Annotated in this window: 15 protein-coding genes and 1 pseudogene; 5 read left to right on the forward strand and 11 right to left on the reverse strand. The window is 70.9% G+C overall.

The window, feature by feature from the left end; translation table 11 throughout:
• A pseudogene (locus VLI41_RS00785) lies at positions 1-277 on the forward strand (NUDIX domain-containing protein); the annotation flags it as partial.
• A gap of 94 nt (positions 278-371) precedes the next feature.
• Here VLI41_RS00785 and VLI41_RS00790 read toward each other — a convergent pair.
• The 5 genes from VLI41_RS00790 to VLI41_RS00810 all read right to left on the reverse strand — a co-directional run bounded on the left by VLI41_RS00790 (position 372) and on the right by VLI41_RS00810 (position 6270).
• Complete coding sequence (locus VLI41_RS00790) at positions 372-1451, reverse strand: site-specific DNA-methyltransferase (RefSeq protein WP_325266148.1); 1080 nt, start codon at positions 1449-1451, stop codon at positions 372-374.
• An 83-nt stretch (positions 1452-1534) separates the two neighbouring features.
• Positions 1535-2578: a DUF2332 domain-containing protein gene (locus tag VLI41_RS00795; protein WP_325266149.1), complete on the reverse strand. Its 1044-nt coding sequence runs from the start codon at positions 2576-2578 to the stop codon at positions 1535-1537.
• A gap of 59 nt (positions 2579-2637) precedes the next feature.
• Entirely contained in the window at positions 2638-4887 is a 2250-nt protein-coding gene (locus VLI41_RS00800) for an MHYT domain-containing protein (protein WP_325266150.1), read from the reverse strand.
• 47 nt (positions 4888-4934) lie between these two features.
• Entirely contained in the window at positions 4935-5606 is a 672-nt protein-coding gene (locus VLI41_RS00805) for a ribonuclease HII (protein WP_325266151.1), read from the reverse strand.
• Between the two features lie 76 nt (positions 5607-5682).
• Entirely contained in the window at positions 5683-6270 is a 588-nt protein-coding gene (locus VLI41_RS00810) for a DNA-3-methyladenine glycosylase I (protein WP_325266152.1), read from the reverse strand.
• 168 nt (positions 6271-6438) lie between these two features.
• Between VLI41_RS00810 and VLI41_RS00815 the strand changes: the two genes are divergently transcribed.
• Complete coding sequence (locus tag VLI41_RS00815; protein ID WP_325266153.1) at positions 6439-7032, forward strand: hypothetical protein; 594 nt, start codon at positions 6439-6441, stop codon at positions 7030-7032.
• A gap of 33 nt (positions 7033-7065) precedes the next feature.
• Here VLI41_RS00815 and VLI41_RS00820 read toward each other — a convergent pair whose 3' ends face one another.
• Together VLI41_RS00820 and VLI41_RS00825 are read right to left on the reverse strand one after the other, a co-directional pair.
• Positions 7066-8643 carry a hypothetical protein gene (locus VLI41_RS00820; RefSeq protein ID WP_325266154.1) on the reverse strand — a complete coding sequence of 526 codons (1578 nt, stop codon included), beginning with the start codon at positions 8641-8643 and terminating at the stop codon, positions 7066-7068.
• Between the two features lie 127 nt (positions 8644-8770).
• Positions 8771-9661: a folate-binding protein YgfZ gene (locus VLI41_RS00825; RefSeq protein ID WP_325266155.1), complete on the reverse strand. Its 891-nt coding sequence runs from the start codon at positions 9659-9661 to the stop codon at positions 8771-8773.
• Between the two features lie 62 nt (positions 9662-9723).
• Here VLI41_RS00825 and VLI41_RS00830 point away from each other — a divergent pair, with 62 nt between their 5' ends.
• From VLI41_RS00830 to VLI41_RS00840, 3 genes are all read left to right on the forward strand, one after another.
• On the forward strand, positions 9724-10722 hold the full coding sequence (locus tag VLI41_RS00830) for a glycosyltransferase family 9 protein (protein WP_325266156.1): 999 nt from the start codon (positions 9724-9726) through the stop codon (positions 10720-10722).
• Positions 10715-12049 carry a dihydroorotase gene (locus VLI41_RS00835; RefSeq protein WP_325266157.1) on the forward strand — a complete coding sequence of 445 codons (1335 nt, stop codon included), beginning with the start codon at positions 10715-10717 and terminating at the stop codon, positions 12047-12049. The genes VLI41_RS00830 and VLI41_RS00835 overlap by 8 nt, the downstream gene beginning before the upstream one ends.
• Before the next feature lie 87 nt (positions 12050-12136).
• Positions 12137-12736: a hypothetical protein gene (locus tag VLI41_RS00840; RefSeq protein WP_325266158.1), complete on the forward strand. Its 600-nt coding sequence runs from the start codon at positions 12137-12139 to the stop codon at positions 12734-12736.
• Positions 12737-12753: 17 nt separating this feature from the next.
• Here VLI41_RS00840 and VLI41_RS00845 read toward each other — a convergent pair whose 3' ends face one another.
• The 4 genes from VLI41_RS00845 to VLI41_RS00860 all read right to left on the reverse strand — a co-directional run.
• The gene (locus VLI41_RS00845) at positions 12754-13374 is read right to left on the reverse strand and encodes a YceI family protein (RefSeq protein WP_325266159.1); all 621 of its coding nucleotides are present in this window, start codon (positions 13372-13374) and stop codon (positions 12754-12756) included.
• Positions 13375-13544: 170 nt separating this feature from the next.
• Positions 13545-13913, reverse strand: a complete 369-nt coding sequence (locus VLI41_RS00850) for a hypothetical protein (RefSeq protein WP_325266160.1) — start codon at positions 13911-13913, stop codon at positions 13545-13547.
• A complete protein-coding gene (locus VLI41_RS00855; RefSeq protein ID WP_325266161.1) occupies positions 13910-14551 on the reverse strand; it encodes an MEDS domain-containing protein in 642 nt (213 codons plus the stop codon). The genes VLI41_RS00850 and VLI41_RS00855 overlap by 4 nt, the downstream gene beginning before the upstream one ends.
• Positions 14548-14820: cupin domain-containing protein (locus tag VLI41_RS00860; protein WP_325266162.1), on the reverse strand; the 273-nt coding region annotated here is incomplete at its 5' end. The genes VLI41_RS00855 and VLI41_RS00860, both read right to left, overlap by 4 nt.

Consider the following 14820-nt stretch of genomic DNA (forward strand, 5'->3'; position numbering starts at 1 on the left):
GAAGGGCCTGCTCGGCGGCATGCTGGCGCTGCCCACGTCGGCCTGGCGCGCCGGCCGCTGGAGCGAGGCCGAGGCCCTCGCCGCCGCCCCTGCGCGCGCGCCCTGGCGCCCCGCCGGCGAGGTCGAGCACGGCTTCACCCATTTCACGCTCACGCTGTCGCTGCTGCGCGCCGAGGGCCAGGCCGAAGGCGTCATCTGGACCCGCCGCGTCGGCCTCGAGGCCCTGCCCAGCGTCTTCCTGAAAGCCGCCCGCGCCGGCCTCAACGCGCTCCTCTGAGCTCGCGCGAAGCGCGAGAAGGCGAACCACCGATCACACGGATTTCACGGACTGGCTGATCCGTGATCATCCGTGGAATCCGTGGTTCATTCTTCTAAGCTGGCAGCTCCCTGCGCACCTTGGCGCGGAGCACGTCGATGGGGGCGAGGCCCTTGTCGGACTTGAAATGCCAGTAGGTCCAGCCGTTGCAGGCCGGCGCGGCCTGCACCATCGCACCGACCTTGTGGATCGAGCCGGTGAGCTCGCCCACCGCCAGGCTGCCGTCGGGCCTGACGCGCGCCGACTTCTTGCCTTGCGGGTCGTAGAGCATGTCGCCGGGCCGCAGCAGCCCCGCCTCGACGATCTGGCCGAACGGGATGCGCGGCTCGGACTTCTTCGAGCCGGTGACCGCCAGGTCTTCCGGGCTCGCCGGCGTCACCCGCGCGATCCGCGCCTGCGCGAGCTTGACGTACTCGACCTCGCGCTCGATGCCGATGTAGCGCCGGCCGAGCCGCCTGGCGGCCGCCCCGGTCGTGCCGGCTCCGAAGAACGGATCCAGGATCACGTCGCCGGGCCTGGTCGAGGCCAGGATCACCCGGTGCAGCAGGGCTTCCGGCTTCTGGGTCGGATGCGCCTTGGCGCCCGTCTCGTCCTTCAGCCGCTCCTCGCCGGTGCACAGCGGCAGCGTCCAGTCCGAGCGCATCTGCAGCTCGTCGTTGGCCATCTTCATGGCGTCGTAGTTGAAGGTGTAGCGCTTGGCGCCCCGGCTCTTGACCGCCCAGATCAGCGTCTCGTGCGCATTGGTGAAGCGCGTGCCCTTGAAGTTCGGCATCGGGTTCGACTTGCGCCAGACGATGTCGTTGAGGATCCAGAACCCGAGATCCTGCAGCGCCGCGCCGACCCGGAAGACGTTGTGGTAGCTGCCGATCACCCAGATCGCGCCGTCGTCCTTCAGCACCCGCCGGCATTCCTTCAGCCAGGCGCGGGTGAAGGCGTCATAGCTCTCGAAGCTCTCGAAGCGGTCCCACTCGGCGTCGACCGCGTCCACCTTGGAATTGTCCGGCCGCAGCAGGTCGCCGCCGAGCTGCAGGTTGTAGGGCGGATCGGCGAACACCAGGTCGACCGAGCGGTCCGGCAGCTTCTTCAGCTCCGCCACGCAATCGCCCTGGATGATCCTGTCAACGCCCGCGGTCATCGCCGGAAACCTCTTGCACCAAGAGACTGAATCCTGCCCGGCTTATGGTGAAGGGCCGGTTGACCGACATGGTCAACGGGAGATTAAGCGAGCCACCGCACCCAGGCGCCATGCGGCTGGCACTCGGCGAGCAGCCGCTCCTCGCCGCCCGGCCACAGGCGCAGCCTCACCTCCATGATCGAAAGGTCCGTCGGCCGGGGCTCTATGCTCAGGTGGGCGACGGGCGCCTCGGCGCTCGCCTCCCCGCCCAGCGCTCCGACGGCGGCCATGAACGCGCCTTGCGTCCCCGCCGACAGGTAGGTCCAGAACACCGAATGATAGACGACGCTCGCCGTCCCGGCTCGTGGTCTCACGCGGGCCCGCAGCCAGTCCACGGCGTCGGCTCGCTCGACGGCGACCCCGGTCTCCACCGCCTGGTCGATGGCGGCCCGGATGCGCGCCAGCCGCCCCACCTGGTCCGGCCAGTAGTAGGCGAGGAGCCGCCGGCGCTGGTCCGGATCGGACAGCTCGGTCGGCCGCCGGTCGCAGGCCGCCCGTTCGACGACGCGGACCGGCGCCTCCAGCGGCGGCAGGCGGCCCGACCAGTCGGTGTCCATCCGCACGCGCGCCGCCGGATCGCCCCACGCGCGGCCGGCGAGTTCGTGACGGTAGCTGTCCCACGACAGGTTCAGCCCGGCGCTCGCCGCCACCTCGAAGCAGCGGAGCGGCAGGCCGGTTTCGCGCGCCACGGTCAGGAAGCCGCCCAGCAGGCAGATCGAGCGGCGCACCTCGTTGGTCTGCGGCTCGTGCTCCATGAACCGGGCGAGCCGCGCCGCGTGTTCGCCGATCCGCGCCCGCGCCACGGTCCAGATCCGGACCGGGTCCAGGGCCACGTAGGCCGCGCTCAGCTCGGGCTCCTCGCCCGACAGCGCCAGGTCGTGGATCGCCGCCGCCAGCCTGAGCGGCATGGCGTCGAACATCACCGTCTTCAGGTCTGCCTGCGCCCACGGCCGGAGCAGGGCCGCGGACGGTCCGCCCGCCAGGGCGTCGGCGGCGGCGGCCTCGAGCACCTGGGCGGTCAGCTCGGAGCCCATCGTCCGGCAGACTCCGGCCTGCAGGCGCAGGCCCTCCGTCGCAGCGTCGCTCATGGCTCCCCGATTGGGCGCGGGCGCGGCGCGGTCAAGATTGATTCAGACGGTCAATCCGCTCAGGCGGCGAGCGCGGCGTTCACGTGCGGCTCCAGCGTCTGCAGCAGAACGGCCGGCGAGATCGGCTTGTTCAGGTGCCCGTCGGCGCCGGCGGCGCGGCCGGCGTCCACATGGGTCTGCAGGCAGTTGGCCGAGACGATGTAGATCGGCGTGCGCGACCGCCGGGTCTTCTTCTCCCAGGCGCGGATGCGCCGCGTGGCCTCGAAGCCGTCCATCACCGGCATCTGGATGTCCATCAGCACGGCGTCGAAGGGCTGCGCGGTGATCGCCTCGACGCCCTCGCGGCCGTTCTCGGCCGAGGCGTGCTCGATGCCGACGCTCTCCAGGATCAGCTGCAGCACCTGGCGGTTCACCGCATTGTCGTCCACCACCAGCACCCGGAAGCCGCGTCCCTCGATCTCGGCGGGCTCGGCGAGGGCCGCCGGCTGGGCGGGCTCCAGCGCCGGCGCCTTGAGGGTGAAGCCGAACGCCGCGCCCTTGCCCGGGAGGTTCTCGCCGTCGAGCTCCCCGCCCATCAGGCGCACGTAGTGGGCGCTGATCGCGAGCCCCAGGCCCACGCCGCCATGCCGTCGGGTCGAGCTCGTGTCGCCCTGGCCGAAGCGCTGGAACAGGTCCGCCTTGTGCTTGGCGTCGAAGCCCGGCCCGGTGTCGCGCACCTCGAAGCGCAGGTGCTCGCCCTGCCGCGCGACCGATACCACCACCTCGCCCGCGGGGGTGAATTTCACGGCGTTGCTGACCAGGTTGCCGAGCACCTGGCGCAGCCGGACGGGATCGCAGATCACCTCCTCGCCTGCGCCCTGGCCGATCTCGGCCCTCAGCTCGAGACCCTTGTCGTTCGCCGCGCCCGCGAACAGATCGCAGACGGTGCCGACCAGATCGGCCACCGCCGCCCGGGTCGGCTTCAGCTCGGCCAGGCCCGCCTCCACCTTGGCCATCTCCAGGAGGTCGGCCAGGAGGCCGTTCAGGAGGCTCCCCGACTGGCGGATCACCCCCACCAGCTTGCGCTGGCCGCCCGAGAGCCGCGTCTGGTTCAAGAGGTCGGCGACGCCCAGCACGCCGTTCAGAGGCGTGCGGATCTCATGGCTGATGTTGGCCAGGAACTCGCTCTTGGCGCGGTTGGCCGCCTCCGCCGTGTCGCGCGCGGCGGCCATGGCGGCGGCGTGGGCCTTTTCGTCGCTGATGTCGGTGAACACGGTGACCCCGCCGCCATCCTCGGTGAGGAACGCCTCGTGGCGCAGCCAGCGGCCGTCGGGCAGGTGCAGCTCCGAGGCGCCGGAACTCCGGACCTCGATCTGCGCCGCGCGCTTGGCCGCGCCCTTGGCGGACCGGCCGAACCATCCCGCCTCGCGGGCCGCGGCGATGAAGGCGCTGCGCGGCTGCCCGAGCGCCGCTTCCATTCCGCAGTCGGTCATCAGCCCGGCGAAGGCCTTGTTGAACGCGGTGAGCCGGCCAGCCGGATCGAAGAAGGCGAGGCCCGCCGGCACCACGTCGAGGGCTGCGGCCAGGTTGCTCAGGGTCGCGCGCCGCCCGAGCCGCTCCATCCAGATCAGGCTCGCCGCGGCGCCCAGGATCAGGCTGGCCAGCCCCACCGTGGCCGTCGCCAGCAGCCCGCGCCCGATCACCTCGTGCGGCATCGCGAGCGTCGGGTCGGGCTGCAGGATGACCGCGGTCATGGCGGTGAAGTGCAGGCCCACGATCGCCAGCACCAGCAGGACGGGCGGGACCACGCGCGCCCACGGACCGCGGATCAGGCGCGCCGCCTCGAAAGCGACCATGCCGCCCAGCACGGCCACCACCAGCGAAGCGGTGACGTAGTTCCAGTCCCACAGGATGTGCGCCTGGGTGCGGACGGCCGCCATGCCCGTGAAATGCATGGCCGCGATGCTCAGGCCGGTGAAGCCACCCCCGACCAGCGCGGCGGTCCGCGTCGGGCGGCTCACGGCCGCCGCGAATCCGGCTCCCATGCCGAGCACGGCGATGACCAGCGAAGCGACCGTGGCCCAGGGTTCATAGCCGATCTTGAGCGCCGGCTGATAGGCGAGCTCGGCCGTGAAATGCGTCGCCCAGACGCCGCAGCCGGCGACCCAACCGGTCATCGCCGCCGAGGCCCAGCGGCTGGCGCCCTGGGCGCGCACGCTGCGCGCGAAGAAGCCGAACGCGGAGACGCTGGCGATCGCGCAGATCAGCGCCGCAACGGCCACCAGGCGCAGGTCGTGACCTTGCGTGACGCAGGCCAGAATGGCGAACATCGAGACACCTCAGCAACGGAAGGCGCCGCTACGCTAATCCGCACCCGTTAACCGAATTCGAATTCCGCCCGACCCATGGCGTCGTCGAACGCCATCAGCGGGTCCTTGCCCATCAGCGCCAGCTTCACCGGTCCCCAGGCCATGCGATGGATCTCGCAGGGGCCGAGGCTGAGCAGGGCCTCGGCGTGGATCGGCGCCCGGTAGCCCTTGTGGCTGGCGAAGCCGTAGCCGGGATAGAGCGCGTCCATCTCCACCATCAGCCGGTCGCGGGCCACCTTGGCCAGGATCGAGGCCGCGGCGATCGACTTGGACTTCGCGTCGCCGCCCACCACGGTGGTCACCTCGCAGGGCAGCGGGAAACGATAGTTGCCGTCCACCAGGGCGAAGGCCGGCTTGACGGCCATGGCCTCGATCGCGCGGCGCATGGCCAGCCCGGTGGCGTGCAGGATGTTGAGGCTGGCGATCTCCGCGACCGAGGCGAAGCCCACCCCCCAGGCCACCGCCCTGGCCTTGATCTCGGGCTCCAGCGCCTCGCGCGTCTTGGCCGACAGCTTCTTGGAGTCGTCGAGGCCCTTGGGAACCTTGCGCGGGTTCGTCTCGAGGATCACCGCCGCCGCCGAGACCGGTCCCGCCCACGGCCCCCGCCCGGCCTCGTCGACCCCGCAGACCAGCCCGCCCACGAACGCCTTCTCCAGCAGCAGGGTCGGACCGCGCGCCATGACTAATGCGCCACCGTCGCAGGGTGGGCCGGCGAGGAGGGCTTTGCAAAGCCGGCCCCGTCCTGCCGCTTCGGCGTCATGCCTCCCCCATGCGCTTCAGCGGCTCGTAACGGAAGCAGTTCGTCAGGTGGTCGTTGACCAGCCCCACCGCCTGCATCCAGGCGTAGACGATCACCGGGCCCACAAACTTGAAGCCCTTGGCCTTCAGCGCCTTCGACATCTCCACCGCGAGCGGCGTCTGGGCGGGGACGCCCGTGTCCGCCGTCCAGGCGTTCTGCACGGGCTGGCCATCCACGAAGCTCCAGCAGAAGGCGGAAAAGTCCTCGCCGCGCTCGCGCATGGCCAGGTAGATCCGCGCGCCCTCGATGGCCGCGTCGATCTTGGCGTTGGAGCGGATGATCCCGGCGTTGGCCATCAGCCGCGCGCGCTCGGCCTCGCCGTACCGCGCCACTCGCTCCGGATCGAAGCCCTCGAAGGCCTCGCGGAACGCCTCGCGCTTGCGCAGGATGGTGATCCAGGAGAGCCCGGCCTGGAAGCCGTCCAGCACCAGCTTCTCCCATAGCGCGCGCGCATCGCGCTCCGGCACGCCCCACTCATGGTCGTGGTAGCCCTCGTAGAGCGGATCGCCGGCCATGCCGCGCCAGGTGCAGCGGGGAACATCCATCGCCTGCGACTTTCAGCCGAGCCGGCGGCTCAGGACAAGCCGGCGCGGCGCCGACGGCCCGCGACGGCTTCCAACTGTCGCAGATCGTGGCGTCATGCTGACGCTCTTGCACTGCCGCGTAACAGTGTTACGGCTATGCAATGTGACGGGGTTCAGGGAGGAAGAACCATGCACAAGCAGGTCATCATCCTGAGAGTGACGGCGGCCGCGGCGGTGCTCGCGGTGGCCTCCGGGGTCTGGGCGGCGGACAAGATGGCGGGGATGGGCGCCAAGCCCGCCATGGCCAAGGGCGGCGGCGACGCCGCTCTGATCGCCAGCGCCGAGAGGGCGGCGCCCCCGGCGGTCGCCAAGCGCGCCGCGATCATGGCGATGAGCGCCGACGGCAAGATGCGCCTGCTGCGCAAGGGGACCAACGGCTTCACCTGCATCCCCGACGATCCGCAGACGCCGGGGCCCGACCCGATGTGCGCCGACGCCAACGCCATGGCGTGGATCCAGGCGATGTTCGCCAAGAAGCCGCCGCCGCAGAAGACCGGGTTCATGTACATGCTGGCGGGCGGCACCGACGCCAGCAACACCGATCCCTATGCAGGCAAGCCCACCGGCAAGAACCACTGGGTCGAGACCGGCCCGCACGTGATGATCGTCGGCGACAAGTCGCTGCTCGCCGGCTATCCGGCCGCGCCGGATCCGAACACCGCCGCGCCCTACGTGATGTGGGCCGGCACGCCCTACGCCCACCTGATGGCGCCGGTGAAGTAGCGGCGAGCGCCGGCGGATCGCCCCGCCGCCGTTCTAGCTGAACAGGCCGAGTTCGGTCGCCCAGCGGCCGGTCTCGCCCATCAGCGAGGTGCCTTGCGTCTCGGCGAACTGGTTGAACGCCCAGTACTGGCCGGGATGCAGCGGATCGGTGGAGATCGAGCTGTAGTCGCCCCAGCGGTTGTCGTGCGTCCCGAAGGTGCGGGTGTAGTTCGCCAGGCCCCCCTCCAGCAGCTGCCACCCCAGTGTGGAAGCCCCCGTCGCGGGATCGATCGTCTCCTCGTACGCGCTTGGGAACCCATCGTAGATGGTCCCCGTCTGCGGCGCGCTCGTCGAGAAGCTGATGGCCAGCTCGTCGTTCCCGGTCGCATCCGTGCTCACCGCGACCGACGGATAGAAGGTCCTGAGGCCTGAACCCGAGAAGGCCGTGTTCCCGCTGACGTCGCCCTGGTTGAGCAGCGTCACGTTGCCGGAGGCATCGACGCCCAGCTCGAACCAGTGAGCTGTCGCGTGGCCCGCATCGAGGCCGGTCGTCGGCAGGATCGTGGCCGCAACGTAGAGGTGGCCCCCCTGCATCACCGCCAGGCTCGTGCGGCTGTCGTCGCCGTCGAGGGTGTGGCTGGTTCCGGGCTGCGGGACCGAGATGCCGCCGAAGGTCGTCAGCTGGTCGATCTTCGCCTTGAGGTCGACCGTCTGCTCCGTACCCAGGCTGCCGTTCGGATTGACCTGCACAACGTGGAGCACGTTGTCGCCCGTCACGGGATCCGTCGCCGAATTGTAGGAGACCAGGAATTCACCGGTTCCGTGCGGATCGTAGGTCGGCGCGGCGCTGAAGAAGTCGTCGGTTCCAGTGCTCGGAACCGTCGCCCCCGCCACGCTCGCCGACAGGTTGCTCTCATCCTCCACCCAGAGATGGGTCCCGGTGTAGCTCCCGCCGGAGAAGGCGAACATGTTGGCGGTGATGTAGATGTGGCCGCTGGAGTCCAGCCCGACCTGCGGGAAGTCGGCCCACGAGCCGCCGCCCGCGTTGGCGTCGATGGCCACGGCGTGGAAATCGGCCGCGCCGTGCGGCGTCCCGTTGTTGGAAACCGCGACCAGCAGCTGGCTGGTCTTGTTGGTCGCGTTCTGGTCGACGGCGACGACGATGAACCGGTCGCTGGTCGGATCGTACATGATGTGCGGATCGAACGCGCTGCCCAGGAAGCCGGTGGCGCTCTTGAAGACGTCGTCCAAGGCGAACCCGAGAGCGTGCGGGGTCAGCGTATCGACGCCGGCGGTCCGGTCGAATTCCTCGATCACGCCGTTGACGCCGACCAGGATCGCTTCCTTCCCGGCCGCGGAAGTGCTGTCCGGCGGAATGAAGTAGTTCTTATTGATGGTCGCGTTGGTGTCAAAGGTCGGTCCGGGCTGCGTGTCCGACGCCTGCGTCGGGAAGGTGGTCCCGCCGCCACCACCCCCACCCCCGCCTCCGCCGTGCGTCGGGGGCTTCAGGACATGGTCGAGGACGTGGGTCTCGGTGGCGGCCTGCTCCCAAGGAAAGTCGCCGCCCGCGCCGGAGTCGTTCTCGACGAGTGCGTTGTGGTCAGGGTCGATGTCGCTGGTGATGACTGGCACTGGATTCCCCCAAGCCCCTGATTCGCGCCGCCACGGATGCTGGCCCGAACATGGCGAACAAGAAGTGAAGAACGCTGTAAGCTGAAAGTCCAGCCGATACACGCCGCGGGAGAACTGCGGCCCGGCGTCACGCGTCCCGGCGGTGGAGCCAGGGCGGCCGCTCGACCTGCACGGAGCGGCCGTCGACGCTCAGGGCCGCGCCCTCGATGCGGTCGAGCCGCACCAGCGCCATCGCCCGGCCCTCACCGCCCGAGAGCACCTCGCCCGCGCGCCGCTCGCCGGCCAGCAGCTCGGCGCCGAACGCCAGCGGCGCGCCTTCGAAGGCGATCGGCAGCATGCGGTTCTTCACCTGCCCGCGCCGTTTCATGCGCGAGGTGGTCTCCTGGCCCACGAAGCAGCCCTTCTGGAAGTCGATCCCGTTCAAGAGGTCGAAGTCGGCCTCGATGGGGTAGGTCTTGTCCGAGCCCCAGTCCGCCGGCCCAGGCACGCCCAGCGCCAGGCGATGCGCATCGTAGTCGGCCTCGGTCCCGATCGCCGCGCCGTCGGGCGCCGCCGCCGCGTACCCGCGCCACCCCAGCTCCCCCAGGCGCGGATCGCGCACCCAGCTTCCGCTCACCCCCGCGAAGGCGGGGGCCCAAGCCGAGTCGGCTGCGGACGATCCGCCGTTTGGATTCCCGCCTGCGCCGGAATGAGCGGATGAAAAGGCCGCCGCCACCGGAACCTCCGCCGCCGCGATCTCCACCTTCGCCCGCAGCCGGTAGATCGCCAGCCGCTGGATCAGGGCCTTGCGCTGCGCGGCCTCGACGTCCAGCCGGCAGCCGTCCTCGCGGCCGAGGATGATCATGTCGTGCAGCAGCCGCCCCTGCGGGGTGAGCAGCGCCCCGAATCGCGCCTCGCCGGGCGCCAGGCTCGCCACGTCCTGGGTGAGCAGGTTCTGCAGGAAGTCGCGCCAGGCGGGGCCGCCGACCGCGATCAGCGCGCGGCTCGGCAGGGGTGCAAAGGTCAGCTCGGCCGTCATCTGCGCAATTTGGGCCCGCGATGAGTGGAGCGCCAGCCGCGAGCGCCCTATAGAGGGACGGCATGGCGCGCGGGCCCTTCCCGATTCTGTTCATCACCTCGACGCGGATCGGGGATGCGGTGCTGTCCTCGGGGCTGATCAAGCGGCTGACCGACGAGGTGCCGGGCGCGCGCTTCACCATCGTCGCCGGGCCCGAGGCCGCGCCGTTGTTCTCCGAGGTCCCCGGGCTCGACGAGCTGATCGTGTTCGCCAAGCAGAAGGACGGCGGCCACTGGTTCGACCTCTGGCGCAAGGTCCGCGGCCGCCGCTGGGGCCTGATCGTCGACCTGCGCGGCTCCGGGATCTCGCGGTTCCTGTCGGCCAAGCGCCGCGCCATCCTGCGCCGCCAGCCAGGGCCTCCGGCGCACAAGGTGATCGAGGCCGCCCGCGTGCTGCGCATCGAAGACGAGCCCGCGCCGCCGTTCATCTACACCTCGCCCGAGATCGAGGCCTATGCCGACGAGCTCACCGCCGGGACCGGGCCGATCCTGGCCGTCGCGCCGGCCGCCAACTGGGTCGGCAAGACCTGGCCGCTCGAGCGGTTCAGCCAGGTGGCCATCCGCCTGCTGCGCCGGCCCGGCGCGCCGATGGCCGGCGGGCGGCTGATGGTGGTCGGCGGCCGCGGGGAGCAGAACCTCGGCCGCGACCTCAAGGAGGTGGTGGCCCGCGGCCAGCTCATCGACATCGCCGGCAAGGTCGACCTGCTCACCGCCTACGCCTGCCTCAAGCGCGCGCGGCTGTTCATCGGCAACGATTCCGGCGCCATGCACCTGGCGGCCACGGCAGGCATCCCGACGCTCGGCCTGTTCGGCCCCTCCGACGAGCGGCTCTACGGCCCCTATGGGCCCAACGCCCGGGTGGCGCGCACCGCCCGCAGCTTCGCCCAGATCGAGGCCCAGGATCCGAAGCTCAACCAGGCCCTCTGCCACATGATGGACCTGAGCGTGGAGACCGTCTCGCACGTCGCCGAGGAGCTGCTGGCCGAGACCCAGCCGGCCGAGCGCGAGGCTGCCGATGGCTGAGACCTTCGACCTGATCGTCAGGGGCGGCGAGATCGTCAACCACGCCGGCCGCGGCCCGGCCGACGTGGGCGTGCGCGGCGGCAAGGTGGCGGCCATCGGCGACCTCGCCCAGTCCTCCGCCGGCGAGGTGTTCGACGCCAGGGGCCTCACCGTGCTGCCCGGCGTCATCGACACCCATGTGCATTTCCGCGAGCCTGGGCTGGAGTGGAAGGAGGATCTCGAGAGCGGCTCCCGCGCGGCCGTGCTGGGCGGCGTCACCGCCATCTTCGAGATGCCCAACACCGAGCCCAACAGCACCGACGCCGATGCGCTCGCCGACAAGCTCGCCCGCGCCAGGGGCCGGATGCATTGCGACCACGCCTTCTACGTCGGCGGCACGCACGAGAACGCCGAGTTCCTGGGCGAACTGGAGCGCCTGCCCGGCTGCTGCGGGGTCAAGGTGTTCATGGGCGCCTCCACCGGCACGCTGCTGGTGCAGGACGATGCGGGCATCGAGGCCGTCCTCTCCCACGTCAACCGGCGGGCCTCCTTCCACTCCGAGGACGAGTACCGCCTGGCCGAGCGGCGGCCGCTGGCCCGCACCGGCGACTGGACCAGTCATCCGGAGGTGCGCGACGCGCAGGCCGCCATCCAGTCGACCGAGCGGCTGGTCCGCATCGCCCGGCGGCTCGGCAAGCGCATCCACGTGCTGCACGTCTCCACGGCCGAGGAGATCGTCTACCTCGCTGCGCACAAGGACATCGCCTCGGCCGAGGTCACGCCCCAGCACCTGACCCTGGCGGGCCCGGAGGCCTACGAGCGGCTGAAGGGCTACGCCCAGATGAACCCGCCGATCCGCGGGGCCGAGCATCGCGCGGGGCTCTGGGGGGGCGTCGCCAACGGCGTCGCCGACGTGCTGGGGTCCGATCACGCGCCGCATACATCGGAAGAGAAGGCCAGGCCCTATCCCGCCTCGCCGTCCGGCATGCCGGGGGTGCAGACCCTGCTGCCGGTCATGCTGACCCACGTCGCCGAGGGCCGCCTCACCCTGGAGCGCCTGGTCGATCTCACCAGCCACGGCGCGAACCGCCTGTTCGGCCTCGCCGACAAGGGCCGCCTGGCCGTGGGCTACGACGCCGACCTGACGATCGTCGACCTCGATGACCGCCGCCCGTTCCGCCACGAGGACATGGCCAGCCGGGTCGGCTGGACCCCCTTCGTCGGCATGGAGGCCAAGGGCTGGCCCATGGCCACCGTGATCCGCGGCGCCGTCGTGATGCGCGACGGCGAGGTCATCGCGCCGCACCGGGGCGAACCGGTGCGGTTCCAGGAGACGCTCGCCGGATAGCGGGAGGATCGCCGCTCGGCGAACGCCGGTTGCGGGGATGATGAAACGGCGCTTAGCTTCGCCTGAGAGAATTCAGGAGCCGCCGCCATGGCCGCCACGCCCTCGACCGAGAAGCCCGCCTACCTGGGCCTGCTCAACGCCATCTCGCTCGCCGAGTCCCGCGCCGGCCAGTATCTCGAAGCCTGGGCCGAGGTCACTCCGGACCAGGACCTCGCCGGCACGCTCCGCCTGGTGGCCGCGCGCGAGCGGAGCCATGGCGAGGTGTTCTGCCGCCGCCTCGCCGAGCTCGGCTATACGCTGAGGCCCAAGCGCGATCCGGCCGACGGCGAGCGGCTGGCGAAGTTCGCCGATCCCCGCATCCCCGACCTGGAGAAGGTCGGCCCCGAGCGGAACGGCGAGGCGCGCGACACCTTCGGCGACATCAGGGCCAAGATGGCCGATGGCCACTACGATCCGATGACCTGCAACCTCCTGCAATGGTACATCGCCGAGGAGGAAGATTCCGGCCGCCGCCTGCGCGAGGCCTACGCCTGCGTGCGCGACAAGGCGAACGGCCGCCGCACGAAGCCGAACGGCGCGGACGCCGCCCCGGCCAGCGCCGACGCCGAGGCGATCATGGCCTGCATGACCCAGGGCTTCGCCCGCCTCGAGAAGTCGATCGAGAAGCTCGCCAAGGCGGTGCGCTGAGGCCGCGGCGCCGGCCTCTATGCCGGCTTCTTCACGAACGGGGCCGACAGGATCAGCTGGACGTCGTCGCCGACGATGACCGGCGCGTACTTGGTGATCCCGAAATCGCTGCGCTTGATCTCACCCGTGGCGTCGAAGCCCACCATGTAGGCGTGGCTCAGCGGGCTCGGACCCGCGCCCTTGAACCTGGCGTGCAGCACCACGGGCTTGGTCACCCCGTGCAGGGTGAGCTCGCCCGCCACGTCGGCGCTCTGGGGTCCGGTGGGGGTGATCCTGGTCGAGCGGAAGGTCATGGTCGGGAACTTGGCCGCGTCGAACCAGTCCGCGCCCTTCAGCTCCTTGTCGAGCACGGCGTTGGTCGTCGAGATGGTGTCCACCGGCACCGAGACCTCGAGCTTGCTGGCCGCCGGGTTCTTCGGGTCCAGCGTCAGCGTCCCCGACGCGTGGTTGAAGTCGCCGTACCAGGTCGAGTTGCCGGTATGGCTGACGGCGAACAGCACGCGCGTGTGGATCGGCTCGATCGCGTAGGTTCCCGCCTGTACGCCGGCGGGCGCGGCGGTCTGGGCCAGCGCCGCGCCCGCGGCCAGGGCCGCGGCGATCACGGCGGGCAGGGCGACGGATCGGGGGTTGGGTGTCATGGCGTCCTCCCAGTCGTTCCATGTCCCCCTCGCTACGCCAGATAGCGCCGCCGGCGAGCTTGGCAAGGCTCACCGACCGCCGTCGTCCGGGCTATGACGGCGGTACGCAACAAAGGGGTCGTTCGGCGGACTCGCGGCCTACGCCGTCGAGATCGCTCGCCGCCGCCTCATCACGGGCGCTCGGCCCTTGCTGAGGCCGCTGGCGAGGGAACGGCGGCCGCACCGACAGCCCCTTCGGCCGAAGACGACGCTGACTGGCCGCTCCCGATCGGGCCGCCTGGGACGGCTCCGACGAGACGCTCGCCCGCAAACACCTCGACGACGGAGCAGGTTTGGTGCTCCGTGAGGAGCTTCTGGGCCCAGACCAGGGCGCCGTCATCGGAGGCGAGCTCCTGGGCTTCCAGGCAGACGGGGGAACCGTCGGCGCGCCGGCAATGAAACGTGTAGAACGGCAAGGCAGGGGCTTCGCCGGTCGTCCAGGCTGACGCGCCATCCGCCGAGACAAGGCCGGAGCCGGCCTGCGCACGATCGGCGGTCATGCGGGCGTCCGGCTGACGACGCCGGCTCCTTCGGGTGTGACAGCGGGGACGGCGGCCACCTGCCAATCGCCTGCGGCTGCGCGCTCGAAGGCGCAGTGGTGCGCCTGGACGACGTCGCGGACCTGCGCCTCGGGGCGGCTGTCCGCCGCGTAGCTGCACAGCGCGACGATGCGGCGGCCGCTGAATCCTGCGCTCACGGCGCGTTCGTACGCCATGAACCCAGGCCAGTCCGCGGGCGCGAGGACGCTCATGTTCCCGCCGATGCGAAGGCCGTTGTAGCCATCGGCCAACGCGCGCTCCTCCTCCCGCAGCCACAGACCCAGCACATCGGCGCCCGTGGGGCGCCCCGAGTTCGCGCGCCACTCGTCGAAATCGCGAACGCGAAGCGCGCCGGCCGCGAGGGCTTCATCGACGCCGCCACAGTGCGGTCGCAGCGCCTCGATCGCCTCGATCGCCGGCAGCGGCGGCGCGGTGATCCACAAGCAGCGCTCGTTCCGGGCGAGCCCGGCCGCGAAGAACGGCGCGAGCGCCGCGGCGAGTTCCTCGCGGCTGTCGTAGACGTGGCAGGCGTGCATCCCGAAGGGGATCAGGTCGATGCCCGGCAGGCCGCAGTGAGTGGTGTGGGACAGGCTCGTCATGATCCGCGCAGGAGGTCCTGGGTGCTGGTGATGAGGACGCAGGTGCAGCCCGTCTCGCTCCAGACGCGCTCGTCGCTCGCGCCGGGCGGCCCGTAGTTGTAGTCGCCCGGGAAGAGCTTGCGCTGGTCGATCCACAGCTCGCCCTCGAGCAGGTGCAGCTCCTCGACCCCGGCATGGGTGTGGGGCGGATAGCTCGCGCCGGGGGCCAGGCGCACCAGCATGCTCACCCGGCGCCGCTCCGCATCGTCGGCCAGCAGCTTGCATTCGAT

Source organism: Phenylobacterium sp. (assembly GCF_035475775.1).
GTDB lineage: Bacteria > Pseudomonadota > Alphaproteobacteria > Caulobacterales > Caulobacteraceae > Phenylobacterium.